Genomic DNA, 25,913 nt, shown 5'->3' with positions numbered 1-25,913 from the left:
TCGTTCGTGGGGCCCGGGGCCGGGACCGGGGGTGCTCAGCCCGTGCGGACGACCGGCGTCGGATCCCCGGCCGCCAGCGCCACGACCGCCTGGCGACGGTTCATCGCGCCGCTCGCGCGGGCCGTCTCCCGTCCGTCCGCGTCGAGGACGAGGACGGTCGGGGTGCGCAGTATGCCGAACGCGAGCACGAGGTCGAGGTGGTCGTCCACGTCCAGCTCACGATGCAGCACCCCGTCGTGGCTCCCCGCCACCTCCGCGAGCACGCGCGCCGTCGACCGGCACGGCGCGCACACCGCGGCGGAGAGCTGGAGGAAGGTCCGGCGGGCGCCCAGGTCCACTCCGTGCGCCGCCCAGTCGAACGGGGCGTCTCCCTCGTCGGCCCCGCCGACCCGGACGGCACGCGTGCCGGGCACGCGGCGTCGGGCACCGGTCCGGACCACGCCCTGGCGCCGCTGCCACCACACGCCGAGCCCGACGGTGACGAGCAGGACGCCGAGGAGTGCGAGCGCCGGCACCCCGAGCCCTCCGGTCATCCGACGATCACCCGGCCCACCACGAAGATCAGCGTCCCGCCCACGGCGACCGGCAGCGCGGTCGCCGAGAACGCGCCCCATCGGCCCCGCAGCTCGGGCAGCTGGTCGAACAGGGCGTGCAGCGACGCGACGAGCAGCCCGGCGACGACCCCGGACCAGACGCCGTCGATCAGGTCGAGGTCCGGCATGACGAACCCGACCGCGCCACCGGCCACGACGGCGAGTGCGAGCGTGAGACCCGCGATCGTCCACCCGCCGAGCGGGAGCGCGGACACGGCGGACGCGACGGCGAGCGCCACCGCGCACGTCACGACGAGCGACGCGCCGGCGTCGGTGCGTCCCGTCGCGATCCATCCCGCGCACGACACCGCGACGACGATCCCGCTCACCGTGCCGATGAGGGACTCGACGAGGCGCGGACGCCCGTCGCGCCGGAGCAGCTCCGCGACGAACGCGAGCACGACGGACAGCGCCAGGACCACCGGGAGGTGTCGCAGCGCGGGCTCGCCCTGGGTGGCCACCGTCGCGGCGACGGCCCCGACCCCGGCGACCGCGATGACGATGCGGGTGCCGCCGTGGACCGGGATGTCGAGGAGCCGCGGCCAGCCGATCGCGACGACGAGCGCGAGGGCAGCGGCAGCCGCCGCGAGCGGCACGGGGCCGAAGAAGGCGGCGACGGCGATGCCCGCCGCGAGGCAGGCCGTGACGACGGCGCGGGTCGAGAGGTCCACGAGCGGTCAGCGCCCCGATCGGGGGGTCGAAGAGGTCGTCGAGTCGCACAGCACGCCTCAGAGTGTCGCAGACACGTGTCGCAGACGACGGTCGCAGCCCGGGCGGCGCGTATCCCTCCGCAGGTTCCCGCGGTGCGCCGTCGTGAGACGTCGCCGCCCGCCGGGCCACCACGCGATACGGTAACCATCCACGGACCGAGCACGTCCCGCCACCAGACGAGACGCGCGCCACGGACCGTGGACCGCGAGACCACGAGACGCGACGAGGCGGGCGCCACGCGCGTCCCGTCCCCGGAAGGAGGTGCCAGCAGTGGCCGACCTGCTGATCCTCACCCCTGCCACCGGAGGCTCCGTCGAGGTCCTTCCCGCGCTGGGCCTGCTCTCCCACCGCATCCGGGTCCTGCCGATGGAGCCGTCCGCGCTCGTCGACGCACCCGACTCGGACGTCGTCCTGCTCGACGCGCGGCGCGACCTCGTGGCCGCACGCACCACGTGCCGGCTCCTGCACGCCACGGGCCTCACCGTGCCGCTCGTGCTCGTCCTCACCGAGGGCGGCCTCACGGTCGTCACGGCCGAGTGGGGCGCCGACGACCTGCTGCTCGAGACCGCGAACCCGGCGGAGGTCGAGGCACGGCTGCGGCTCGTCATCGAGCGGTCGGCGAGGGGACCGTCGGACGACGGGCCGCAGGAGATCTCCGCAGGCGAGCTGGCGATCGACGCGAGCGGGTACACCGCGCGACTGCGCGGCCGTCCCATCGACCTGACGTACAAGGAGTTCGAGCTCCTCAAGTACCTCGTGCAGCACCCGGGCCGCGTGTTCACGCGCGCCCAGCTGCTGCAGGAGGTGTGGGGCTACGACTACTACGGCGGCACCCGCACCGTGGACGTCCACGTGCGGCGCCTGCGCGCCAAGCTCGGCCCGGAGCACGAACAGCTCATCGGGACGGTGCGCAACGTGGGCTACCGGTTCGACCCGCCCAAGGACCGCCGCCCGGCGGCCGACGACGACACCGCGGACGCCGACGGGCGCGGAACCCGCGGGACCTCGCGGGACGGAGGCGCCGGCGCACCGGTAGGTTCGTCCGGGTGACGGCCGACACCTCCGACTTCACGGCAGCCCTTCCCGACGGACCCTGGCGGCACGAGTTCGTGCCGGCGAACGGGGCGCGGTTCCACGTCGCGCTCGCCGGTCCCGAGGACCGCGGGGTCCGCGACCCCGGTCCGCCTCTCGTCGTGCTCCTCCACTCGTTCCCCCAGTTCTGGTGGGCGTGGCGGCACCAGGTCGAGCCGCTCGCGGCAGCCGGGTACCGCGTCGCCGCGATGGACCTGCGCGGTGTCGGCGCCTCGGACAAGCCGCCGATCGGGTACGACGCCCCCACCCGGACCCGCGACATCGCCGGGGTGATCCGCTCGCTCGGCGCGGGCCGCGCCGTCGTCGTGGGCCACGGCACCGGCGGGAGCCTCGCGTGGGCGATGGCCTCCCTCCAGCCCGCGGTGACCGCGGGCGTCGCCGCGTTCTCCGCACCCCACCCCGCGCGCATGCACGCGTTGTCGCGCCGCCTGCTCACGCCGGCGGCGCGACGCCACCTCGCGTTCTTCCAGGTCCCGACGCTTCCCGAGCGCGCACTCACGTCCGGCGACCTCGTGGACCGCGTCCTGGCCGACGGCGCCGCCCGAGCCTTCGACGACGACGTCGTCGCCACCTACCGCACGGTCATGCGCATCCCGTTCGCCGCGCACACCGCCATGGAGTCGCTGCGTTGGGCGGTGCGCTCGACCCCGCGCCCGGACGGCCGCCGCTTCCTCAACGCGCTGCGCCGTCCCGTCGGCGTCCCGGCGCTGCAGGTGCACGGCGGGCGCGACGGCCTGCTGCGCCGCGAGCTCGCCGACGCCGACGGCGCAGCGCTCGCGCGCGACTTCCGGTTCGAGGTGCTGCCCGACGTCGGGCACTACCTGCCGGAGGAGGCGCCCGACGACGTCACGAGCCTCCTCCTCGACTGGCTCCCGCGCGTCGCCCGGGACTGAGACCGACCGCGGGTCCCACCGACCGCGGGCGCCGTCGGGATCGACGCCGACCGCGTCGTGGTGGCGGTCGCGCTCAGCCCGTCTTGACGAGCGCTGCGGCCTTCTCGGGGTCCGTCTCGCCGACGCCGTAGGAGGGGCACCACTGCGCGATGGTGCACGCGCCGCACGCCGGCTTGCGCGCGAAGCACACGCGCCGCCCGTGGAAGATCAGCCGGTGCGACAGCATGGTCCACTCGGACTTCTCGATCAGCCCGCCGACGACCTGCTCCACCTTGACCGGGTCCTCCTCGGTCGTCCAGCCGAGGCGCCGCACGAGCCGCCCGAAGTGCGTGTCGACCGTGAGACCGGGGATGCCGAAGGCGTTGCCCAGCACGACGTTGGCCGTCTTGCGCCCCACGCCCGGGAGGGTCACGAGGTCGTCGAGGCGAGCCGGCACCTCGCCGTCGAACCGCTCGACGAGCGCCTGCCCGATCCCGATCACCGACTGCGCCTTCGCCCGGAAGAAGCCCGTGGGCCGCAGGATGTCCTCGAGCTCGGCGCGGTCCGCCGCCGCGTACGCCGCGGCGTCGGGATACGTCTCGAACAGCTCCGGCGTCGTGAGGTTCACGCGCTTGTCCGTGGTCTGCGCCGACAGCACGGTGGCGATCAGCAGCTCGAGAGGGGTCGTGAAGTCGAGCTCGCAGTGCGCGTCCGGGTACGTGAGCGCGAGCTCGCGGTTCGTGCGGCGCGCGCGCCGCACGAGGCCGAGCCGCGACTCACCACCCGACGCCGAACCGCGCCCGGCCCCTCGCGACGTCGTGCTCGGAGTGGTCACGGGAACCTGCTCGGCGTCGGTCACACGGCCACGTTAGCGCGGTCCGCCGACACCCGAGTTGCGACGGTAGGGCAGACTTGGGCCTGGAAGATGACGAGGACGAGACGAAGGACACCCCGCGTGGACGACGACGTTGTGCTCTCCGCACCCCTGTTCGCGACGATGGACCCGGACGAGACGCGCACCCTCTTCGAGTCGATGCAGCAGATCGAGCTCTCCCGGGGTGACGTGCTCTTTCGCGAGGGCGAGCCGGGCGACCGCCTGTACGTGATCGCGAGCGGCAAGATCAAGCTGGGCCGCCGCTCCAACGACGGGCGCGAGAACCTGCTGTCGATCCTGGGGCCCGGCGAGATGTTCGGCGAGCTGTCGCTGTTCGACCCGGGCCCGCGCACCGCAACCGCGAGCTCCGTCGCCGACTCGGTCATCTACGAGCTCGGCCACGACCAGCTCGTCGAGTGGATCGAGAAGCACCCCACCGTCGCGAAGCACCTGCTCAACGCGCTCGCGCGCCGCCTGCGCCGCACGAACGAGACGCTCGCCGACCTCGTCTTCTCCGACGTCCCCGGTCGCGTCGCCAAGGCGCTCCTCGACCTGTCGACGCGCTTCGGCGAGGACACCGACGAGGGCGTCCGGGTCGCGCACGACCTCACGCAGGAGGAGCTCGCACAGCTCGTCGGCGCGTCGCGCGAGACCGTCAACAAGGCGCTCGCCGACTTCGCGACGCGCGGCTGGGTCCGCCGCGAGGGCCGCGCCGTCGTGCTGCTGGACCTGGACCGCCTGGAGCGCCGCGCGCGCTGAGCCGCGCCACAGGGCTCCCCGTCGGGTCGCCCTGGGTAAGGGTGCGGGTGGGGGCGCCGCCCCCACCCGCACCTTTTGCTTCCGTCTCACCGACCGCGCGTGGCGCGGGCCTGCGGACCTACTCCGCGAGCTCCACGACCAGCTCGACCTCGACCGGGGAGTCGAGCGGGAGGACCGCCACGCCGACGGCGCTGCGCGCGTGGACGCCCGCGTCGCCGAGGACGTCGGCGAGGACGGTGCTCGCGCCGTTGACCACGGCGGGCTGGCCGGTGAACGACGGGTCGCTCGCGACGAAGCCGACGACCTTGACGACCCGGACGACCTGGTCGAGGTTCCCGACGAGCGCGTGGACGGCCGCGAGCGCGTTGAGCGCGCAGACGCGCGCGAGGTGCGCGGCGTCGTCGGGTGGGACGAGGCCCTCGCCGTCGCCGACCTTGCCGGTCGCGGGCAGGGCGCCGTCGACGAACGGGAGCTGCCCGGACGTGTAGACGTACCGACCCGTGCGCACGGCGGGGACGTACGCGGCGACGGGAGCGGCGACGTCGGGCAGCGTGATGCCGAGCTCGGCGAGACGCGCGGCGACGGCGCCGGGTGCGCCGTCGACCACTACTTCTCCCCGGTCGGGCGCTTGAGGTAGGCGACGAGGCCGTTGCCGTCCGGTCCGGTGACGACCTGGACGAGCTCCCAGCCGTCGGAGCCCCACTGGTCGAGGACGGCCTTCGTGTTGTGGATGATCAGGGGGATGGTCGCGTACTCCCAGGTGGTTGCCATGGGGCGAGCGTAGCCGTCCGGCGTCGCGCCCGCGGGGTGTCGCCCGCCACCCCGCCGAGCCGGTCGCGGGCCGGTCGCGGGCCGGTCGCGGGCCGGTCAGGGGCCCGTCGGGTGCGGTTCCTCGGGATGCTCACACAACCCGCACACCGCCCGGACCGGGCTTCCCGGGCCCGGGCACGGAGGGCTCCCGTAGGGTTGGCACCATGGCTTCCCCTGTGCGCCCTCGCGGTCGACAGATCAACGCGTACCAGCTCGTGGCGCTCTTCCTGGCGTTCGTGCTGGTGTCCGGCGTCGGCGGCGTCCTCGCGGCCGGACTGGTCGTCCCGCTGGCCGCGGGTGCCAACACGGCGACGGACAGCGCGCTCGAGGTGTTCGACGAGCTGCCCGCGGACCTCGAGCCGGGACCGCTCGCGGAGCAGTCGCGCGTGTATGCGAACGACGGCACGACGCAGCTCGCGACGTTCTACACCGAGAACCGCATCGTGGTCCCTCTCGACCAGGTGTCGGTGGCGATGCAGAGCGCGGTCATCGCGATCGAGGACAAGCGGTTCTGGCAGCACGGGGGCATCGATCTCGAGGGCATCCCGCGCGCGGCGGTGAACAACTTCCTCGAGAAGGACACGCAGGGCGCGTCGACGCTGACGCAGCAGTACGTGAAGAACGTCCTCATCGAGCAGGCCGTCCGCGAGGACGACACGATGGGGATCTGGGAGGCCAAGGAGAACTCGCTGGGCCGCAAGGCCCGCGAGGCGAAGCTCGCGATCTCGCTCGAGAAGCGGATGACCAAGGAGGAGATCCTCCAGGGCTACCTGAACATCGCGCAGTTCGGTGCGGCGTCGCTGTACGGCGTCGAGACCGCGGCGCAGCACTACTTCAGCAAGAGCGCGAAGGACCTCACCCCGGTCGAGGCTGCGACCATCGCGGGGGTCACGAAGGCGCCGTCGCTGTACGACCCGACGCGCAACCCCGAGGTGTCGCAGAGCCGCCGCAACACCGTGCTCCTCACCATGTACCAGCAGGGGTTCATCACCAAGGAGGAGTACGACACCGCGCGCGCGACACCGCTCGCCGACACGCTCAAGGTGAAGCCGGTCGAGGTCGGCTGCCAGGCGGCGGGCGGGGCGGCGTTCTTCTGCGACTACGTCACGAAGGTGATGATCTCCGACCCGGCGTTCGGGGAGACCGAGGACGACCGCAAGGCGCTGCTGTACCGCGGCGGCCTGGACATCTTCACGACCCTCGACCCCGCGATGCAGACCGCGGCCGAGCAGCAGGCGAAGGCGGCCGTCCCGCCCGAGGACCCCTCCGGTATCGAGGACGCGATCGTGTCCGTCGAGCCGGGGACGGGGAAGATCCTCGCCATGGCGCAGAACCGTGACTACGACGTCGCGGAGCAGCCCGCGCCGAACACGACCGCGGTGAACTACAACGTGGACCAGGCGCACGGCTCGTCGAGCGGCTTCTCGCCCGGCTCGACGTGGAAGGTCTTCGTGCTCGCCGAATGGCTCAAGAGCGGCCGGAGCCTGTACCAGAACGTCAACGCGAACAGCCGGTCGTGGAACAACTCCGACTTCGACTTCTGCGGCGCGAACGTGCGCAACGAGTCGAAGCCGTGGCGCCCGGGCAACTCCGACGGCATCGACAACAAGGGCTCGATCTCCGTGCTGCAGGCGACGTACAACTCCATCAACACGGCGTACGCGTCGATGGAGAGCCAGCTGCGGCTGTGCGACATCAAGGCGACGGCCGAGTCCATCGGCTACAAGCCGTCCCGCCTCGCGGAGCAGGAGGGCGGCGTGTCGATGTACCCCTCGATGGTCATCGGGACGCAGAACTCCTCGCCGCTCCAGATGGCGGCCGCGTACGCGACGTTCGCGAGCGGCGGCACGTACTGCGACCCGATCGCGATCACGAAGGTCGTCGGTGCGGAGGGCGCGGAGCTGCCCGTCCCCGCAGCGAGCTGCAACCCGAACGCGCTCGACCCCGCCGTCGCGAACACGGTCACGTACGCCCTCCAGTCCGTCATGACGCAGGGCTCGGGCAAGAAGGCACAGCTCGAGGGCCGGACCTCGGCCGGGAAGACCGGGACGGCGAACCTCAACAAGCACACGTGGTTCATCGGCTACACGCCGCAGGTGGCGACGGCCGTCTGGATCGGCAACGCCGAGTCGGACGTGGAGATGCGCGACGGGTTCACGATCAACGGCGTCTCGCGGCGCTGGTGGTTCGGCTCCGACCTCGCGGCGCCCACCTGGAAGGCCTACATGGACCAGGCGCTCGCCGGGAAGCCTGCCGTCGAGTTCGCGGCACCCGACTGGGGCCGGGTCAACGCTCCCGCTCCCCCGCCCCCGCCGACCACGCCCGCCGGCCCTCCGGCGGGTGGCGACACCCCGCCGCCCGCCCAGGAGGGCGCCCAGCCGCCGGCGAACGCCGACGGAGGCGGGCGGGGTGATCGTGGCGACCGGGGGAACGACGAGGGTCGCGACGCGCTCGAGGACTTCCTCGGTGACCTCGGTGGCGGGGGGAACGACTGAGCGCCCGCGGGCGCGTCGCCGGGCAGGCTCTCGGGGCGCTCGCCGTCGCGGGTGTCGGCGCGCTGGCCTACGCCCACGTCGAGACGAAGCTCTTCACGCTGCGTGAGGTGACGGTCCCGGTCCTGCCCCCCGGTGCGCGCGACCTGCGGGTGCTGCACGTCTCCGACCTGCACCTGGTCCCGACGCAGCAGCGCAAGATCGACTGGATCCGCTCGCTCGCCGAGCTCGAGCCGGATCTCGTGGTCGACACGGGGGACAACCTCGCCCACGTCGAGGCACTCGACCCGCTCCTGCACGCGCTCGAGCCCCTGCTCGACTCCACGCCCGGCCTGTTCGTCATGGGGTCGAACGACTACTACGCCCCGTCGCCCAAGAACCCGGCGCGCTACCTCCTCCCGGACGCGCGCGTCTCCCGGTCCGAGCCGCCGCGCGAGCTCCCCGCCGCGGAGCTAGCCGCGGCGTTCCGGGACGCCGGCTGGGTGGACCTCACGAACCGGCGCGACGTCGTCGAGGTCGGGGGCCTGCGTCTCGACCTCGTCGGGGTCGACGACCCGCACCTGGACCGTGACGTGTTCCCGGAGACCGAGCTCTCCCGGACGATGGGCGCAGACCTGCGCCTGGGCGTCACGCACGCGCCCTACCGCCGGGTCCTCGACCAGATGCACGCCGACGGGTCGGACGTGATCATCGCCGGTCACACGCACGGCGGGCAGCTGTGCGTCCCGGGCTTCGGCGCGCTCGTCACGAACTGCGACCTCGACCGCCGTCGGGCAAAGGGCCTGCACGGTTGGCCCGGGGCGCGGCCGGACGAGGACGGCGGCGAGGCGTCGACGTGGCTGCACGTCTCGGCCGGTGCCGGGACGTCGCCGTACGCCCCGTTCCGCTTCGCGTGCCGGCCCGAGGCGACGCTCCTCACCCTGACGTCCCGCTGAGGTCCCGCCGTCCCACGGAGGGCGATCACGGGGCGTCGGCCACGTCACGCGGAGCCGGTTTCGTCGCACGGCACTTCGTCGGCTATTCTGGGCAGGCTTCCCCCGCGGAAGGTCGGGATCCGTCCTGGCCACCGAGCACTGATCTCAGTGCCCGACGACGCGTGGTGGGCAACCGGGGTGTGGCGCAGCTTGGTAGCGCGCTTCGTTCGGGACGAAGAGGTCGCAGGTTCAAATCCTGTCACCCCGACCAGCCGAGAGGCCCTCTGACCAGCGGAAACGCTGGACGGAGGGCCTCTCGTCATGTGTGCTGGACCGTCGCCTCCCCGCGCTGCGCGTGCTGCTACGTTCGCGGCATGCGGACGACACGGTGGGCGGTCCTCGGCCCGGGGCAGATCGGCGGCTGGTTCGCCCGGGCGCTCCCTCGCTCGGAGCACGGGACCCTTCACGCCGTGGCCAGCAGCGACCACGACCGGGCGACGGCCTTCGCCCGCCTCCACGGAGCTCCCGTGACCGGGACGTACGCCGAGATCCTGGCGCGCGACGACGTCGACGCCGTCTACGTCTCCACGGTCCACACGACGCACGCCGACCTTGCCGTCGCAGCGCTCGCCGCGGGCAAGGCGGTGCTCTGCGAGAAGCCGGTGGCGCCGACCGCCGCCGAGACGGACCGTGTCCTCGCCGCCGCCGCCGCATCCGGCATGCCGTTCGTCGAGGCGTACAAGCACCGGTTCGGACCTCTGGCGCGCGTCCTGGACGCGACCGTCGCCGACGGCACGCTCGGCACCCCGCTCCACGTCGCCTCGGCGTTCGGGTTCGCCGCCGCGGAGCGGACGGGACGGCTGTTCGACCCCGCCCTCGCAGGTGGCGCGATCCTCGACGTCGGCGGCTACCCGGTGTCGCTCGCCGTCGGGATCGCCGCGGCGGCCGGCGTGGACCTCGCCGCGCTCGCCCTCACGGACGTCGCGGGCACCGTCGGCCCGACGGGGGTCGACGAGCACGCGTCGGCGACGATCGCCGCCGACGGCGTCACGGCCGCCGTGGAGTGCTCGATCGTCGCGGAGCTGCCGCGGTCCGCCGTCATCGAGGGCACGCTCGGCGTCCTGCGGCTCGACGACGCGTTCGGCAGCCGGGCCGGCTCGGCGGCGTCGTTCGTCGTGCACACGGGAGACGTCGAGCGTGTCGTCGAGTCACCGCCCGTGGACCCGTTCGCCGCCGAGGCGGACGCCGTCTCCCGCGCGCTCGCCGACGGCCGGACCGAGGCGCCCGAGATGCCCTGGGAGCACACCCGCGCCGTGGCGCGCCTCCTCGAGCAGTGGCGGACGGCGCTCGACGCCTGACGACCGGCGACGGCGGCACCCACGCCACGGCGTCTCAGCCGAGGAAGACCTGGGAGCAGAGCATCTGCTCGGCGTCGCCCGTCCCGTCGAGGACGCACCCGACGCCCACGCGGGTGAGGGTCGGGTCGAGCAGGTTCGCGCGGTGGCCCGGCGAGCCCTCCCACGCCTCGACGACCTGCGCGGGGCTCGCCGCCGCTCGGCTGAGGTTCTCCGCCGCCACGCCCGACGGCGGCTCGCACGACGCGATGACGTCGTCCAGCGGGGCGTGCTCGAGCTCCGGGCCCCCGACGAGCACCGCCGCACGATCCGTGGCGGACTCGGCCGCGCACGGGTCCGTCGCCAGGGCGCCGAGCCCGGCCGCGACGCGGAGCGCGTTGGTCTCGGAGACCACCAGGTCGGCGTAGGCCGCGGGATCGGTCGGGTCGAGGACGAGCTCCTCGGGAGCAGGCGTCGTCGCCGTCTCGGCAGGACGCGTCTCGGCAGCGCGCGTCGTCCCGGTCCGGGGCGCGGTCTCGTCCCCTGCCGTCGTGGCGCAGGCGCCGACGAGCGCGACGCACAGGACGGCCGGGACCGACGCCCACCGGGACACGCTCACGGCCTCCCGAGGGCGCGGTACGTCCACCCCGCGCCGCGCCAGGCGTCCGCGTCCAGCGCGTTGCGGCCGTCGACGACGCGCGGCGCGGCCACGAGCCCGAAGAGCTTCCCGGGGTCGAGGTCGCGGTACTCGCGCCACTCGGTGAGCACGAGGACCGCGTCCACGCCGTCGACCGCCTCCTCGACGGTCTGCGCGTAGCGCAGGTGCGGCGCCTTGCGGCGTGCGTTCGCGACCGCCTGGGGATCGGTCACGACGACGCGGGCGCTGCGGGCGTGCAGGCGCTCCGCGACGTCGAGCGCCGGGGAGTCGCGCACGTCGTCGCTGTCCGGCTTGAACGCCGCGCCGAGGACCGCGATGCGCGCACCCGCGAGCGGCCGGCCGTCGAGCACGCCGACCGTGAGCTCGACCATGCGCTCGCGACGCCGCAGGTTGATCGCGTCCACCTCGCGCAGGAAGCTCACCGCGGGGTCCGCGTGCAGCTCCTCGGCGCGTGCCATGAACGCCCGGATGTCCTTGGGCAGGCACCCGCCGCCGAAGCCCAGGCCCGCGTTGAGGAAGCGCCGACCGATCCGCTCGTCGAGGCCGATCGCGTCGGCGAGCTGCGTGACGTCACCGCCGGTGACCTCGCACAGCTCGGCCATCGCGTTGATGAACGAGATCTTCGTCGCGAGGAACGAGTTGGCCGCGACCTTGACGAGCTCCGCCGTCGACCGGTCGGTCACGAGCCGCGGCGTGCCCTCCGCGATCGGGACCGCGTAGACCTCGTCGAGGACGTCGACCGCCCGGTCGCGCGCACCGTCGTCCGGCACGCCGTAGACCAGGCGGTCGGGGTGCAGAGTGTCCTGGACCGCGAAGCCCTCGCGGAGGAACTCGGGGTTCCACACCAGCGCGGCCCCGGGCCGTGCTGCGGCGAGCTCCGCCGCGAGACGTCCCGCGGTGCCGACCGGAACCGTCGACTTGCCCACCACCAGCGCCTCGGGCGCGACATGGGGCAGCAGGGCGCGGAACGCGGCGTCGACGTAGGTGAGGTCGGCGGCGTAGGAGTCGGCGCGCTGCGGGGTGCCCACGCACACGAAGTGCACCGCGGCGTCGGCGGCCTCCGCGACGTCGGTCGTGAACCTCAGGCGCCCGGTCGCACCAGCCTCGGCGAGGAGCTCCGGCAGGCCGGGCTCGTAGAACGGCGCGCGACCGGACGCGAGCGCCGCGACCTTCGCCGCGTCGACGTCGACGCCGACGACGTCGTGGCCGAGCGTCGCCATGCACGCCGCGTGGACGGCGCCGAGATAGCCGCACCCGATGACCGAGATCTTCATGTCTCCCCCTGCTGTGCGTCGCGGCGCGCCTCCTGCACGCCGCACGGGCCGCGAGGCGGCCTGCGGTTCGTCAGCGCCCGGTGCGGGGCGCGACGACCTCGTCGAACGTCGACGCCGGCGCGAACGGTGTCCCCGTGGGCACGCGCTCCGCCGCGGGCTCCTCGACCGGACTACGCGGAGCCGTGGCCGGCCGGGCGGGCGCCGCCGTCGGCGCGGGTCGGTCGACCCGCAGCAGCCCGCGGACGTTGCGCCTGCTCCCGTGCGCGGGCTCCGCGCGCCGCGTGCGGGACGGCTCCTGCGGTGCCTCGCTCGTGTACTCGTAGTACGAGTACCCGTACGCACCCGTCCCCGGCCCCGTGAGCGGGACGCGGTTGACGACGACACCGAGGAGCCGTGCGCCGACGGTCTCCAGGGCCGAGACGGCCCCCTCGACCTGCTGGCGGTGCACCGTGCCCGCGCCCGTCACGAGGATGGCGCCGCCCGTGCGCCGGGCGAGGATCGCGGCGTCGGTCACCGGGAGGAGCGGCGGCGAGTCGATGACGACGACGTCGTACTCCGCGCCGAGACGCTCGACGAGCTCCGACATCGCGGTGGAGCCGAGGAGCTCGCTCGGGTTCGGCGGGATCTGGCCCGCGGCGACGACGTCGAGCGCGCCGCTCCCCCACGGCTGGACCGCGTCCTCGAGCGCGACCTTGCCGATGAGCACGGTCGTCAGGCCCACGGTGCCCTCGATGCCCATGTACGTGGCGACCGACGGACGTCGCAGGTCCGCGTCGACGAGGACCACCCTCTGTCCCGCGTCGGCGAGCGTGATGGCGAGGTTGATGCTCGTCGTCGTCTTGCCCTCGCCGGGGAGGGCCGACGTCATGACGAAGGTGCGGGCCTGCTCGCCCAGCTCGAGGAACTGCAGGTTGGTGCGCAGGCGACGGAACGCCTCGGCACGCAGCGCCTGCGGCGACTCCTGCACGATGAGCGGGTGCTCGGGCGCGTCCTCCTCGTAGCCGATGACGCCGAGCACCGGGGCGTCGGTGACGGCCTCGACGTCGGCGGTCGACCGGACGCGCGTGTCGAGCAGCTCGCGCGCGACCGCGAGCCCGACGCCGAGCGCCAGGCCGACGACGAGGCCGAGCGCGAGGTTGAGCGTGACGTTCGGCGACGACGGCGACGACGGCACGGTCGCGGTCCGGACGGTGCTGATCTGGACGGGCGAGTCACCCCCCGCGGCCGGCGTCTCCAGCTCCCCGACGACGTCCGCCAGCGAACCGGCGGTGGCGTTCGCGATCGCCGCGGCCAGCTGCGGCGACTCGTCCGTCGCCGTGACGTCGATGAGCACGGTGTCGAGCGGCGACTCGGCCCGGACGCGTGCCGCGAGCGAGGCGGCGTCGTCGGTCAGCCCGAGCTCCTCGACCACCGGCTCGAGCACCCGCGGGCTCGTCACGAGCTCGGTGTACGACTTCACCTGCCGCACCGTGAAGTTCGACCCCTGCAGCAGGTCGCTCGTCGTGTCCGACCCTCGCACGGAGACGAAGACCTGAGCGCGAGCCTCGTAGGTCGCCGTCGTCGCGAGCGACGCAAGGACGCCGCACCCTGCACCGGTCACGGCGATCAGCGCGATGGAGACCCACCGCTTGCGCAGAAGCGCGACGTAGTCACGAAGATCCATCTGATCCTGCCCCCTGTTCCGCACCGGACGTCTCGTGGGTGCGTTGCACTGCCCATGGTCCCCGTTCGAGACCCGACTCGCCTGTCGTCGTGACCGATCTCCGGCTCTCCGACGTCCGCGACGGAGTCTCGATCCCCCACAGCCCGGCGGGAAAGGCTCTCAGCAACGCGTCCCGGTCCCAGCACGGAGCGGGGTGCGGGCCCATCGCCAGCGCCTCGTCGACCGAGTCGGCGATCGCGGTGCCCGACCGCCCCGTCCCGGAGAGATAGTCCCGATACTTGAACTCCGGCTCTGTCGCCGATCTGACGAAGCGGGCAGGCACCCCGAGGGCGTCGGCGATGACGACACCGTGCAAGGACGAACCGACGACGATCTCGCTCGCTGCGATCGCACCGAGGCAGTCCCCGAGGGGCGAGAGCGGCGACAGCGTCGGATGGCGACCTCTGACGGAGGCGAGGTCGTGGAAGTTCGGGACCACGAGGCGTGACGTCTCGGGCCGGTCCCCGGCCAGCTCCGCTCGGGTCCACAGGTGTCCGACGAGCAGGCCGGGGTCGCCGTAGACCTCCGGGACCGAGGCGCCCTTGCTCTGGGCGAAGGCGCGAGTCAGCGGGCCTCTCACGGCACGGACGTCCACCCGCGACAGGTCGTAGTCCTCGTGGAGGAGCTTGCCGTTCGCACCCGTTCCCCAGACCACGTCGCCGGCCCGAGCCATCGAGAGGATCGAACCGACCGTCAGGAGTCGCCCGTCCCGACGCGCCTCGGGATCCCCGCCCCCGCGACGCACGATCTCCCGAACGACGAGCGGGCCCAGGAGATCCCCGAAGTTGTCGACGGGGCGAGGGCGCGTGAGGAGGCCGGCCAAGCCCCGCCGCCGGCGCCTTACCGGGTTCCAGTGCACGATCTCAACCATCGTCGGTCCTCCTCGGACTCTTCGGGCGGGGCGGGCGTCGGACGGCCAGGCGGACGAACTCCGCGGTGGCACGCGCGCTCGCGCGGAACCTGCGCACCGTCAGGTACGCGACGGCGAGGGTGAGGAGCTGTGCGCCGACGCCGAGTGCCGCGGCGGCCACGAGACCGCTCTGGCCGGACGACGTCGACACCCCGGCACCGACCCCGGCGCTCACGCCGAAGACCGTCACGAGGACCAGTCCGTCGGTGAGCATCTGTCGTGTGGGCACGGCTGCCTCGGCCCGCAGCCACCACAGGCCGCCGAACCAGACCACCATCACTCCGAGCCCGTAGGCGCCTGCCACTCCCAGCACACCACCCGCAGACCCCACGACGACCGCCCCGACGAGGAGAGGTCGGCTCACGAGGGTGAAGCGCAGGTGCGAGCCTGTGCGGCCGAGAGCGACGAAGCACCAGTAGGACACGTAACCGGCTGCCTGGAACGCGCCGCCGAGGCAGAGGACGCGCATGACGGGCACGACGGCGTCCCACTGGTCCCCGAGAAAGGTGGCGACGACGAGCGGAGCCGTCGTGAACAACAGGGAGATCGCCGCGAGCACCAACGTCAGGAGCACCGTCTGGCTGCGGAGGATCATCCTGCGGAAGTCGGCCGGATCGTCCTGGCTGCGGGACAGGACAGGCAGGGCGACGCTCGTCGCGGGGCCGTTGATCTGGCTGAGCGGCAGCATGAGCAGCTGGAAGGCCCGGCCGTACAGCCCGACGGCGGCCTCGCCGAACGCCCGTCCGATCACCAGGGTGTCGACGTTCCGACTCAGGTAGCCGAGGAGCTGCGTCGCCGCGACGTTCCCGCCGAAGCGCACGAGCCGCGACGTGCCGTCGGCGCGCCTCGGCAGCCCCGGCACCCACCGTGACCAGACGGCGAGCATGACGAGGCCTGCCAGCGCGAGCGCGAGCTGCTGACCGACGAGAGCGAGATAGTCGCCTCGCGTGAGGGCGACGGTGACGGCGACGGCGACGGCGACCGCCTGGGCGACGACGTCGCTCACGGCCAGCGCGGTGAACCGGAGATCGCGCGTCAGCCCGGCGCGGTACTGGGTGGAGAGAGCGTTGAGGAGCACAGCGGGCGCGAGCATCATCACGACGCTCGACAACCCGTCCTGCCCGTAGAAGCTCTGGACGAGCGGGGCGCAGACGACGAGCCCGAGCGCCAGGGCCGCGCCGATCCCGGCGTTCAACCAGAAGAGGTTGTCCCGTTGCTGGCGGCTCAGCTGCCTCGCCTGGATCGCTGCGGAGGACAGGCCGAAGTCCCGCAGCACCTCGCCGATGCCGACGACCGCGGTGACCATCGCGACGAGGCCGAAGTCGGCCGGCGTCAAGAGGCGCGCGAGGGCGGTCAGACCGGCAAGCTGCAGCAGGAATCGGCACGCCTGCCCGAGGGCGACGGCTCGCGCGCCGCTCGCCGCGCGGCGGGCACGGTCAGGGATGGTCTGAGCGGACATGTCCCTCCCCGTCCCTGGCCGCGTGCCGATAGACGTCGAGGTGCGATGCGGCGACCTCCGACCAGTCGCGGCCGTCAAAGCGCACGGCAGCGAAACCTTGCTCCTCCGCGTGGTCGGCGACCGCGTCGTACGTCCGCCCGATCACCTCGGCCGTGAGAGGACCGGTGAAGGTGTGCACCCACTCGGCGCCCACCTCGCGCTGGAGGAGAACGCTCGCCTCGCTCCTCGGGACGAGGACGGGGCGGTTCAGCGAGAGTGCGAGGAGGACCGAACCGGAGTTGTGGAACTCCTCGAAGGGCAGGACGACGAGGGTCGCGTCGCGGAGAGCCCGCGAGAGGTCGTCGGCCGAGAGCTCCGCCAGCGTCAACCGGATCCGTCGCTCGTCACCCGCCGCGGCTCGGACCTCGTCGGCGATCCGCCGGTTCATGGGACGTCCGACCACCTCGAGACGCAGGTCCTCGCGTCGGAGAGACCTGAACTGCGCGCACAGCCTCGGCACGCCCTTGTACGGGCGGACATGGCCGAAGTACAGGAGCGTGCCGGTCGCCCTCCTGAGCGGTTCCACCGGCAGGTACTCGGAGCGGTAGTGCCCGTGGGGAACCACGACGTCGCGCAACCCCACCATGCCGTCTGCGCTCGGCGGCACCAGGTGGATGGTCGAGCCCGTGATCGCGTCGAGCGTCCGGTGGAGCAGCTTCTCGACCGGCGACCCCTGCTCGTGCGGTGCCCGGTTGTGCAGGGTCCGGACGACGACGGTCTTCCGGCACATGATCACGACGAGAAGGAGGGCGAACAACGCACTCTTGGCTGCGGTCCGCAGGAAGCCGGCCCCCCGCGTCAGGTGTTCCGGCCAGTGGACGTGGAAGACGTCGTACCGGGAGAAGAGCGCGACCCGCCAGTCGAAGAAGCGGACGTCCGCCTCGGGACGCAGCGACTCGGCGAGCAGGCGCACGTAGGGATTTCCGCTCGATGCCGGACGTGCCGCGGACAGGAGGACACGGGTGCGAGGTCGGTCGGGCGTCATCCGGCCCTCTCCCAGGGCCGCAGAGGATCAGCCGCGCGCGTGAGCGCCCCCGGACCCGGCATGCTGGGCCCCGTCAGCCCTCGGCTGTTCTCCGAGCCCACACCGGGCGCGAGCTTCTCTGCCATCGTCACGAAGCTCGACCAGTACGGCCCCACGATGTGGGCGGAGGAAGCGAGCAGGTAGAGGTCGGCCACCGCTGCCTGGACACCCTCCACCGAGTTGTACCGGCCCTTGTCGTCCTGAGCCCGCACGTCGTCGAACTCGTCGGCCAGGAGGGAGACGGCGCTCGGATCATCGGTCGAGACGAAGAACGGGATCGACGGATGCTCCTCCCGGATCCGGCGGAGACGATCCACGTACCAGCCGATCGGTGAGGCGTCCTTCGTCTTGTCGTGCGCGAGCGCGTGCGCCCGGACCATGACACCGACGTACGGCTCCGCCTGCAGGCCGGCCCAGGTCGTCTCGACCCGTCGCGCGACCTCCTCCACGACGGCGGCCCGCCGCAGCGCCGTCCCCCAGTCGTCGAACCCGGCCGGCAGCCGGAGCGCGTGCTTCGTGCGGATGTACAGCGGGCGAGACGTCGTGGTGTCGAGCGCTTCCAGACGCTCCGTGTGCCGTTCGCCACCGAGCCGGCGCGTCAGAGCGCGCGCGGGTCCGACCGGCGTCCACGGAGTCGTCCACAGCTGGTCCAACCGCGGCTCGAACCCACGACCGACCGGCCAGCGGTACTCCAGCCGGCGACCCCACCGGTCGGCGAGCACGGCCGCGCCGCACAGGGCACGCATGCGGTTGCCGAGACCACTCATCACGTGGACGGTCACCGGCCCCGTCACGGCGAGACCCCTTCCGCCGTCGCCAGGACGCCAGCTCGCCGACCACGCGGCCCGCGCACGCGAGCCGCCAGCGTCACCGCCCGGAGGGCGACGCCCCGAGGCAGCGCACCGCCCAGTCCCAGAGCCAGCGTGCCGAGCGAGGGCCAGGCACCCGCCGACGAGAGCTCGCGCACGCAGGCCCGGACACCGGCCGACGACCGCGCCTGCATGGCGTAGCGCAACGGCTGCCCGGCGACGAAGTCGGCGTACACGGCGCGACTGGCCTCCCGTCGCCAGCTCCGACCCCACTCCAGGGACGTCCGCCAGTCGCTCGTCGCCGAGATGGAGCCGACGGATCCCATCTGGATGCGTGCACCGAGGTGCGCCGACTGACGCACGACGTGTCCGGAGGCCTGCACGGAGCGCAGCCACTCCCAGTCCTGGTGCCTCGGCAGACCCTCGCGCCAGGGCGACCGCAGCGCGACCTCCCTGCGCGCGACGAGGGTCGACGTGTAGATCGAAGGGCGCGCGATGTCTGGGCGACGCCCCCGGAAGAGGTACTCGAGGACGTCCTGGTCGGGACGGAGGAGATGCCGGGGCACCGGACCGGAGGTCGACCCGTCCGGCGTGGTCTGGCAGACGCGGGCGCCCACGACGTCGGCCCGGCCGTCCGCGTCCTCGAGCGCGTCGATCGCCGAGGCGAGATGGCCGGCGCACCACTCGTCGTCGTCGTCGAGGAAGGCGACGTACGGTGCGGTGGCCGACCGCACGCCGAGGTTGCGTGCCACACCGGCTCCTCGACGACCTCCCGTCAGGATCACCACGTCGGCGATGCCGTCCAGCTCCCGCCGCTGCTCGTCGCTCACGTCCGTGTCCACCACCACCACCACCTCGACGCCTCCGGCGACCTGCTGCTCTCGTGCGCAGGCCACCACGCGATGCAGCCCGCTCCGCAGGACGCTCGGGATGACGGCGCTCACCAGCGGCGATTCCCTGACCTCGTTCGTCATGCCCTACCTCCTGCTCCCACGACGTGGTGACGGTCGTGGGGATGACGGTCCATGGCCGGTGCGGCCTCGACGGTCGGCTGCGGACGGGTTCGTCCGAACCGGTGGTACAGCAGCGAGGGGACCAGGACCCACGTCAGGAGGACCGTGCCCTTGAGCATCCCCCAGCCGGTGACGGCGATGAGGAGTCCCGCGAACAGGCAGGCCAGCAAGGCGGCCGCGCACGCCGAGGCAAGGGGATCACCCGTGCGGCGGGCTGCGAAGGCGCGAGCGGCCATCACCCCGACCGCCGCAGCGATCGGCACGAAGAGGACGAGCCCGAGCTCGCACAGCAGGAGGATCAGGGCGTTGTGCACCGGAAGTCCCGAGGCGGTGGCTGCGTCGTACTGCCCGACGACCTCGACGTAGGAGTTGGGACCCGTGCCCCACCACGGGGACCGGCCGAGCTGCTCGAAGGCCGCACGCAGCAGCTCAGGACGCGACCCCCCGTCCGGGTCGAGGCGGAACCGGAGCAGGAGCGTCCCGAGGAACGGGATGCTGGCGGCGGCAGCCAGCAGGACGATCCCGAAGGCCCGGCCGCTGAACCGCCTCCGCGAGATGGCGAAGGCCCACACGACGATGAGCACTCCGCCCGCGAGGATGTTCGCCCGGGAGAGCGTCGTGCCGAGCACGAGGAATCCGACGCCCAGCGCGGCCGTCGCCGTCCATCGAAGACGCGAGACGACCGAGACCGTCCAGGGAAGGACGAGTGCCATGAGCGCGACGACGACCTTCCCGAGATCGCCGGCATGCCCGAACGACCCACGGGCACGGCTGAGTCCCTGGTCGGTCGCCTCGACGGCGAACGCCGTCCCGCTGACCTGCAGAGCGCACAGCAGGAGCTGGGCCACGAGGATGCCGAGAACGGTGGCGAGAACCACGCCGTCCTGTCGGCTGCTCACGCCGAGGGAGGCGGACAGCCGCGCACCCGCCACCCATGCGACGGCGGCTGCCGAGAGGTGGACCGCCCCCGACCACTGCGCCGGTGTACCGTCCCACACACCGAGCACCAGCACGACGAGGACCGGTACCGCGAGGAGCGCCACGAGCGGTCGACGATCTGCGAAGCGGGGCCAGCCGGCGAGGGGCAGGAGCGTCGCCAGCATGACGACCGTCGGCGCCAGGATCCGGGGCGCCGACGAGGTCAGTCCTGGGTGCAGGACCTCGTTGGCGGAGGGATCGGCGTCCAGCACCACGATCGGCAGTGCCAGCGAGACGAGAGCCACGACGAGGACGAGCAGAGGCGCGTGGCGATACGTCAGGACCACGATCGGCGCCATGAGGACGGCGAACAGCATCACGACGTCGGTCATCAGCGGTGATACTCCTCGACGTTGACCCCGAACGACGCGCGGACCATGCCCCACCCCTTGGGGATGTGCGTGGCGCGGGCCCGCGTCAGGTGTCCACGTCCCACAAGGTCCACGGCGCTGAGGACGCAACCGACGACGATCCGGCCCAGGCCGAGCAGCACACGGACCGGTCGCGGGGTCCCCGAGAGCCGGACGCGCGAGGTGACGTTGCCCAGGCGGACGTTGCGCCGCCACAGCCAGCGCAGCGTGGCGCGCTCTCGGGGGACGTCCTCGTACACCTCCGCCTCGTCGCACCACTCGAGGCGTGCGCCGAGTCGCCGCAGCCGGTCGAACAGCTCCGTGTCGCTCCCGCCCGTGCTGGAGAAGTCCTCCCGGAACCACTCCCCGTGCAGGGCGCGCAGCGCCTCGACGCGGATCAGCACGTTGTTGGTGGCCGGGTGCCGGGTCGGCGTGCGCGACGCCTGGCGATCGCGGTCGAAGAAGCCCCCACGGGCGACCCATCGAGGGACGTCGTGACCGTATCTGGCGATGACCGGACCGGAGATCACGTCGGCGTCGCGGACGGCGTCGACGAGCGTCGAGAACCAGTGGACGGGCACGACCTCGTCGTCGTCGACGAAGATCAGGGCGTCCTCGTCGTTCCTGAGCAGCGACACGATGCGGTTGCGCGCCGCAGCGATCCCGGGCGTGTCCTCCCGGTGGTACTCGTGCTCGTAGCCGGCCTCGGGACCCACCTCGGCTGCGGAGCCGGCCGGGTCGTTGTCGACGACCACGATCCTCGGCCGCTCCTCGCCGACCGACTCGCCGACCGACCGAAGCAGGTCCCGCAGCAGGTCCGGCCGGCGGTACGTGGCGATGCCGATCACGGGACGGAGGACCGGCGCCCGACGGCCTCCGCCGTCCCCCGCCGATCGGCCGTGGTGCGTGGCAGGTCGCTCAGTACGCACCGTCACGCCCCACCACCGCTCGCAGGGTCCGCAGCAGGATGAGCAGGTCCCCCGCCATCGTCCAGTTCTCCACGTAGTAGAGGTCGAGCCGCACGCTCTCGTCGAGCGTGAGGTCGTTGCGCCCGGACACCTGCCACAGCCCGGTGAGGCCGGGCTTGACGAGGAGCCGGCGGCCGATCTCGTCGTCGTACTGGTCCACCTCCAGCGCGACCTGCGGCCGCGGCCCGACGAGGCTCATCGAGCCGCCGAGCACGTTGAACAGCTGCGGGAGCTCGTCGATCGAGTACCGGCGGATGAAGCGTCCGACCGACGTGACGCGTGGGTCGACCTTCGGCTTGTAGAAGACGCCGACGTTCCCCTTCCCGAGGACGTCCTCGAGTCGCGACTCGGCGTCGACCACCATGGAGCGGAACTTCAGCACGGTGAACGGCTCGCCCTGCAGGCCGACGCGCTCCTGCCGGAAGAGGACGTGGCCGCGGCTGGTCGCCGTGATCGCGATCGCGGTCGCGACCAGCGGCACCGAGAAGAGCGCGATGAGCACGAGCGCCCCGACGACGTCGAACGTCCGCTTGAGCACGTGCTGCGGGCCGGAGTACCCCGGTGCCTCCACGTGGAGCAGCGGCAGCCCGGCGACGGGTCGCGTCCGGATGCGCGGGCCGGCGACGTCGGTGAGGGCGGGGGCGAGGACGAGGTCCGCGCCCCAGGGCTCGAGGTCCCACGCGAGCCGCTTGACGGTCCGCGGGGTGACGAGGTCCGAGCCCGTCACCATGACGGTGTCGGCGCGCAGGGGCTCGACGAGCCGCGCGGCGTCGCCCACGTCACCGACGACGGGCACGCCCGCCACGCGCTCCGAGGGCTGGATCGGCCCGCCGGGCACGCACACCCCCACGACCTCGTACCCGGTGTGGCTGGCCTTGCGCAGCTCCTCGACGAGGTGTGCCGCACCCTCGCGCCCGCCGACGACGACGGTCTTGGAGCGGCAGCGGCCCTGCTCCCGGAGCCTGACGAGGCGCCGCCGTGAGGCGTACCGCCCGAGGAGCAGCAGCACGAGCCCGACCGGGAGCGCGATCGCGACGTAGCCGCGGGCGAGGTCGTACTTCACGAGGTAGGCGACGATCGCCACGAGGCCGAACACCGCCACCGTCGCGTTGACCACCCGGGCGTACTCCGGCGCGCCGGTCCCGAGGAGCCGGCCCTCGCGCGAGAACGCCATGCGCAGCGCGGTCAGCCACGCGGCGAGCAGCCCGAGCGAGATGGCGAGGTACTGCAGGTCGAGCGTCGTCCCGCCGATCCCGTCGAACCGGACGAGGTACGCCGTCGCGATCGCCACGAGGACCGCGACGGTGTCGACGAGCGCGACCCGCCGCACGAGCCGCGTCTTCCAGCCCGGCCGCCGGTAGGCGCCGAGCGCGATCCGGACGAGCTGTCCGGTGTCGAACGGCGAGACGGCGCGCGGTGCGTCGTCCGCCGGTGCGGTGCGATCGAGGTCGACCGGACCGATCTCCTGATCCTTCTCCAACGTCATGGTGCCCCCCGCGACGTCCGTGCTGCGGCAACGCCACAAGGACGCGGGCCCGCCACGAACGGCTGGGACCACGCGCCTGCGCGTACCGAGATGATGATGACCCGGATCTGGACGTCATCGTCCCGGGCCGGAGCGGACCGACGGATCGGTCCGTGAGAGATGTGGCGGCGGCGCCCACCTGTCGGTGGGCGCCGCCCGCCGTCAGGCCCGGTTCGCGGCGCGGCGGTTGCGCGCCACGACGACCGCCGTGGCACCGCCGGCGACGAGGAGCGCCGCCCCGCCCAGGAGCAGCACGTCGTCGGAGCCGGTCTCCGCGAGCCCGGAGCCGCCCGAGCCCGTCGAGCCGCTGGCTCCCGCGCCGTCGCCGCCGGTCCCGCTGCCGCCGCCCGCGGCGTCGGACGCCACGACGACCTGCTGCGTGGACAGGACGGTGCCGTCGGCGTCCGTCGCGACGACGGAGAACGTCCCGGGCTCCGCGAGGGTCACCGTGAACGACGCGAAACCGTCCGTGGTGTTCTTCGTCAGCGCCTTGGTGCCGGCGATGGAGATCGCACCGTCGGGCACGTCCGGCGAGGTGATGGTGAGCGTGATCGTCGGGTTGCCCGCGGGCCCGCCCACCGTGACGGTGAACGACTCGCCCGGCGCGGGTGTCGTCGTCGAGATGCCGACCTCGAACTCGTCGGCCTCGTAGGCGATGGCCGCTGCGGCGGGTGCCGCGGCGAGCGCGGCGGTGAGGAGGAGCGTCGCTCCGGTACGTCGGATGTTCATGTCTTGGCCCCCTGCTGTGTGAACGGTGCAAGGGACCAGCGGACACGCCACCCCGTCGTGGGACGCTCGCGTCCCGTCGACGGCCCCCTGCCGTGCGACATCAGGAGAACACACTCTCTCCACACTCGGAAGTCGGAACGGTGTCCGACGTGGAACGGACACCAGGAGTTTTCCGCACGGAAACATCCCCGCGCTGGTCCTTCCCGCTCACGATCTCGTAGCGGAAAGTCGCCGATCCACCGGGCGGCAGCGTCACGCTGCGCCCGCCGACGACGAGGCCGTCGTGCACCTGGGAGAAGAGACCAAGATCACCCTCGCCACCGTCCGTACCGCGGATCGCGCCGTACGACGGCGCGTACACGAGCAGGTTGGTGCGGATCGTGCCGTCGCCGTCACGCGCCCCCGTCACGTAGCCCGGCAGCGTCGCCGCGTCGTCGGCCGTGAGGGTCGACGTGAGCGTCACGGCGGCCGTGAACTGCTGCGACCCGTCGGGTCGGCACGTCACGTCCTCGATCGCGACGGACGTGTCGAGGTAGTACCCCACCTTCGCCGCGGACGACGCGTTGAGGTAGACCCCGACGACGGGCGACGCCTCACCGGTGGGTGCGCGGGTGGAGCCCTCGAGCGCTCCTGACAGGACGGTACCGGCGAGGCGTTCCTGCTCGTCCGCGTCCGCCGACCAGACGAGCAGCCGCCCCTCGCGCGCCGACTGCGCGAGCGCGCCGACGAGCCGGGCGGGGTCCGCCGACGTGGGGTCGGTCAGGGCGCGGAACACGGCGTCGGCCGCACCGGCGAGGACGACGTCCTGCACCGTCGGGTCCTCGTACCGCCGGTAGACGCCGTTGAGCAGGAACGACGCGGCGTCGTCCCCCGTGATCGTCACCTCGGCCCCGCCCGGATCGGCGAAGCTCACCGGCCCCGTGGCAGCCAGCAGGCCCTGCAGCGCGACCGGGTCGACGGCGAGGACGCCGTCGACGGTCTGCCCGGTGCGGTCCGCCCAGATCGACCGCGCGACCTGCGCGACGCGGGGGAAGTCCGGCGTGGACGTGGCGTTGAGCATGAAGCGCCCGAGATCGTCCCCGAACAACGCCTCCTCCGCGCCCGCGAGGTCGACGACGCTCGCCTCGTACCCGCCGAGCTCGTTGCCGGGCCGGACCTCGACGAGCCCGACCCTGCCGTCCTCGGCCCTCAGGTGCAGCACCGACCCCGCGATGCCGCCGACCGCGCGCGGCTCGGCGTTGTTCTGGACCAGCACGAGGTAGTCGCGCGGCCCGTCGGCACCGAGCATGGGCGGGAGCAGGTCGACGGCGCGAGCCGCCGTCGCGGTCGACGCGCGGACGTCGGCCAGCTGGCCGCGCAGGTCGCCCACCGGTCCGGCGAGCTGGGGGACGAGCGTGGTGGTGTCGATGGCCGTGACGGTCTCCAGCGCGGACGAGACGGCGGCGTCGGCCGCGAGCACGTCTGCCTGCGCCTCCTGGATCGGGGCGAGGTCGACCGCACCGCCCCGCGGGGCGAGACGTTCGGGGACCGCGACCTCCGCGGCGGCGGCGAGGCGGGGCAGCGCGTCCGCGGCGAGGCGGTCGACGGCGGCGGCGAGCAGGCCGACCGCACGCGCGTCGTCCCCGACCACGGGCAGGGCCTGGGCGACCCGCCAGTGCGGCCCCCGGGTCGACGCCGCGGCGGTCGACGCGGCGTCCTGGACCTCGGCGAGCGTCGCCGACGCGTCCTCGCCGCCCTCGACCTGCTCCTGCAGCACGGGCAGGCGGTCTGCCGCGCGCTCGAGCGCGTCGCGAGCGCGCAGCACGTCGGCGGCGAGCCACGCCAGCCAGGCGACGACGACCACGACGAGGACGAGGACCCCGGCGACGACCGCGCGCCGCGTGCGGCGGCGCCGGGACCCGGCCGGCGCGACGCGCGCCGCGGGCCGGGTTCCTCGGGCCGGTGGGAGCGGACGCTCCGCGACGTCGACCGCGGGCGTCGCGCCCGCCCATCGTGGACCCCAGCCGTCGTGCACCATGCCGCCC

Annotated in this window: 24 protein-coding genes and 1 tRNA gene; 7 read left to right on the top strand and 18 right to left on the bottom strand. The window is 73.2% G+C overall.

Annotated features, from left to right (window positions below):
- Positions 1-35 precede the first annotated feature (35 nt).
- Positions 36-533 (bottom strand): thioredoxin family protein, encoded by a 498-nt coding sequence (locus ACZCLJ_RS16760; RefSeq protein ID WP_463104572.1) that lies wholly within the window; start codon positions 531-533, stop codon positions 36-38.
- Positions 530-1,264 (bottom strand): hypothetical protein, encoded by a 735-nt coding sequence (locus tag ACZCLJ_RS16755; protein WP_251150064.1) that lies wholly within the window; start codon positions 1,262-1,264, stop codon positions 530-532. Before ACZCLJ_RS16755 ends, ACZCLJ_RS16760 begins: the two co-directional genes overlap by 4 nt.
- A 310-nt stretch (positions 1,265-1,574) precedes the next feature.
- Between ACZCLJ_RS16755 and ACZCLJ_RS16750 the strand changes: the two genes are divergently transcribed.
- Positions 1,575-2,354, top strand: a complete 780-nt coding sequence (locus ACZCLJ_RS16750) for a winged helix-turn-helix transcriptional regulator (protein ID WP_251150063.1) — start codon at positions 1,575-1,577, stop codon at positions 2,352-2,354.
- A complete protein-coding gene (locus tag ACZCLJ_RS16745) occupies positions 2,351-3,289 on the top strand; it encodes an alpha/beta fold hydrolase (RefSeq protein WP_463104571.1) in 939 nt (312 codons plus the stop codon). Before ACZCLJ_RS16750 ends, ACZCLJ_RS16745 begins: the two co-directional genes overlap by 4 nt.
- A gap of 73 nt (positions 3,290-3,362) precedes the next feature.
- Here the strand turns inward: ACZCLJ_RS16745 and nth are convergent, their stop codons facing one another.
- Positions 3,363-4,103: an endonuclease III gene (gene nth / locus ACZCLJ_RS16740; protein ID WP_463104570.1), complete on the bottom strand. Its 741-nt coding sequence runs from the start codon at positions 4,101-4,103 to the stop codon at positions 3,363-3,365.
- A gap of 120 nt (positions 4,104-4,223) precedes the next feature.
- Between nth and ACZCLJ_RS16735 the strand changes: the two genes are divergently transcribed.
- Entirely contained in the window at positions 4,224-4,901 is a 678-nt protein-coding gene (locus ACZCLJ_RS16735) for a Crp/Fnr family transcriptional regulator (protein ID WP_285821092.1), read from the top strand.
- Between the two features lie 118 nt (positions 4,902-5,019).
- On the opposite strand, the gene ACZCLJ_RS16730 is transcribed toward ACZCLJ_RS16735, so the two are convergent.
- Both ACZCLJ_RS16730 and ACZCLJ_RS16725 read right to left on the bottom strand, forming a co-directional pair.
- Entirely contained in the window at positions 5,020-5,508 is a 489-nt protein-coding gene (locus ACZCLJ_RS16730) for a RidA family protein (RefSeq protein ID WP_463104569.1), read from the bottom strand.
- Positions 5,508-5,672, bottom strand: coding sequence for a hypothetical protein (locus ACZCLJ_RS16725; RefSeq protein ID WP_021481786.1), 165 nt, complete (start codon positions 5,670-5,672; stop codon positions 5,508-5,510). Before ACZCLJ_RS16725 ends, ACZCLJ_RS16730 begins: the two co-directional genes overlap by 1 nt.
- Positions 5,673-5,875: 203 nt before the next feature.
- On the opposite strand from ACZCLJ_RS16725, the gene ACZCLJ_RS16720 reads away from it, so the two are divergent.
- The 4 genes from ACZCLJ_RS16720 (at position 5,876) to ACZCLJ_RS16705 (ending at position 10,475) form a co-directional block, all read left to right on the top strand.
- On the top strand, positions 5,876-8,206 hold the full coding sequence (locus ACZCLJ_RS16720; RefSeq protein WP_463104568.1) for a transglycosylase domain-containing protein: 2,331 nt from the start codon (positions 5,876-5,878) through the stop codon (positions 8,204-8,206).
- Positions 8,203-9,138: a metallophosphoesterase gene (locus tag ACZCLJ_RS16715; RefSeq protein ID WP_463106422.1), complete on the top strand. Its 936-nt coding sequence runs from the start codon at positions 8,203-8,205 to the stop codon at positions 9,136-9,138. The genes ACZCLJ_RS16720 and ACZCLJ_RS16715 overlap by 4 nt, the downstream gene beginning before the upstream one ends.
- Positions 9,139-9,311: 173 nt before the next feature.
- Positions 9,312-9,388: transfer RNA gene (locus ACZCLJ_RS16710), tRNA-Pro, on the top strand.
- Positions 9,389-9,491: 103 nt separating this feature from the next.
- Entirely contained in the window at positions 9,492-10,475 is a 984-nt protein-coding gene (locus ACZCLJ_RS16705) for a Gfo/Idh/MocA family protein (protein ID WP_463104567.1), read from the top strand.
- Positions 10,476-10,509: 34 nt separating this feature from the next.
- Here ACZCLJ_RS16705 and ACZCLJ_RS16700 read toward each other — a convergent pair whose 3' ends face one another.
- The 13 genes from ACZCLJ_RS16700 to ACZCLJ_RS16640 all read right to left on the bottom strand — a co-directional run bounded on the left by ACZCLJ_RS16700 (position 10,510) and on the right by ACZCLJ_RS16640 (position 25,906).
- A complete protein-coding gene (locus ACZCLJ_RS16700; protein ID WP_463104566.1) occupies positions 10,510-11,070 on the bottom strand; it encodes a CAP domain-containing protein in 561 nt (186 codons plus the stop codon).
- Positions 11,067-12,383, bottom strand: coding sequence for a UDP-glucose dehydrogenase family protein (locus ACZCLJ_RS16695; protein WP_251150057.1), 1,317 nt, complete (start codon positions 12,381-12,383; stop codon positions 11,067-11,069). Before ACZCLJ_RS16695 ends, ACZCLJ_RS16700 begins: the two co-directional genes overlap by 4 nt.
- Before the next feature lie 70 nt (positions 12,384-12,453).
- Positions 12,454-14,046 carry a tyrosine-protein kinase domain-containing protein gene (locus ACZCLJ_RS16690; protein WP_463104565.1) on the bottom strand — a complete coding sequence of 531 codons (1,593 nt, stop codon included), beginning with the start codon at positions 14,044-14,046 and terminating at the stop codon, positions 12,454-12,456.
- Complete coding sequence (locus ACZCLJ_RS16685; RefSeq protein WP_463104564.1) at positions 14,033-14,956, bottom strand: polysaccharide pyruvyl transferase family protein; 924 nt, start codon at positions 14,954-14,956, stop codon at positions 14,033-14,035. Before ACZCLJ_RS16685 ends, ACZCLJ_RS16690 begins: the two co-directional genes overlap by 14 nt.
- Complete coding sequence (locus ACZCLJ_RS16680; RefSeq protein WP_463104563.1) at positions 14,949-16,454, bottom strand: lipopolysaccharide biosynthesis protein; 1,506 nt, start codon at positions 16,452-16,454, stop codon at positions 14,949-14,951. Before ACZCLJ_RS16680 ends, ACZCLJ_RS16685 begins: the two co-directional genes overlap by 8 nt.
- Positions 16,432-17,478 carry a glycosyltransferase gene (locus tag ACZCLJ_RS16675; RefSeq protein WP_463104562.1) on the bottom strand — a complete coding sequence of 349 codons (1,047 nt, stop codon included), beginning with the start codon at positions 17,476-17,478 and terminating at the stop codon, positions 16,432-16,434. The genes ACZCLJ_RS16680 and ACZCLJ_RS16675 overlap by 23 nt, the downstream gene beginning before the upstream one ends.
- Positions 17,475-18,284: an O-fucosyltransferase family protein gene (locus tag ACZCLJ_RS16670; RefSeq protein WP_251150052.1), complete on the bottom strand. Its 810-nt coding sequence runs from the start codon at positions 18,282-18,284 to the stop codon at positions 17,475-17,477. The genes ACZCLJ_RS16675 and ACZCLJ_RS16670 overlap by 4 nt, the downstream gene beginning before the upstream one ends.
- Positions 18,285-18,307: 23 nt before the next feature.
- Positions 18,308-19,300, bottom strand: a complete 993-nt coding sequence (locus tag ACZCLJ_RS16665; RefSeq protein ID WP_251150051.1) for a glycosyltransferase family 2 protein — start codon at positions 19,298-19,300, stop codon at positions 18,308-18,310.
- Positions 19,297-20,649, bottom strand: coding sequence for an O-antigen ligase family protein (locus ACZCLJ_RS16660; RefSeq protein ID WP_251150050.1), 1,353 nt, complete (start codon positions 20,647-20,649; stop codon positions 19,297-19,299). Before ACZCLJ_RS16660 ends, ACZCLJ_RS16665 begins: the two co-directional genes overlap by 4 nt.
- Entirely contained in the window at positions 20,649-21,515 is an 867-nt protein-coding gene (locus tag ACZCLJ_RS16655) for a glycosyltransferase family 2 protein (protein WP_251150049.1), read from the bottom strand. Before ACZCLJ_RS16655 ends, ACZCLJ_RS16660 begins: the two co-directional genes overlap by 1 nt.
- 70 nt (positions 21,516-21,585) lie before the next feature.
- Positions 21,586-23,121 carry a sugar transferase gene (locus ACZCLJ_RS16650; RefSeq protein ID WP_463104561.1) on the bottom strand — a complete coding sequence of 512 codons (1,536 nt, stop codon included), beginning with the start codon at positions 23,119-23,121 and terminating at the stop codon, positions 21,586-21,588.
- Between the two features lie 201 nt (positions 23,122-23,322).
- On the bottom strand, positions 23,323-23,889 hold the full coding sequence (locus tag ACZCLJ_RS16645) for a peptidase (RefSeq protein WP_251150047.1): 567 nt from the start codon (positions 23,887-23,889) through the stop codon (positions 23,323-23,325).
- A 100-nt stretch (positions 23,890-23,989) separates the two neighbouring features.
- A complete protein-coding gene (locus ACZCLJ_RS16640) occupies positions 23,990-25,906 on the bottom strand; it encodes a DUF4012 domain-containing protein (RefSeq protein ID WP_463104560.1) in 1,917 nt (638 codons plus the stop codon).
- Between the last annotated feature and the right edge of the window lie 7 nt (positions 25,907-25,913).

Source organism: Cellulosimicrobium sp. So1_17 (assembly GCF_055181235.1).
This window is presented reverse-complemented; position numbering and strand designations above follow the sequence as displayed.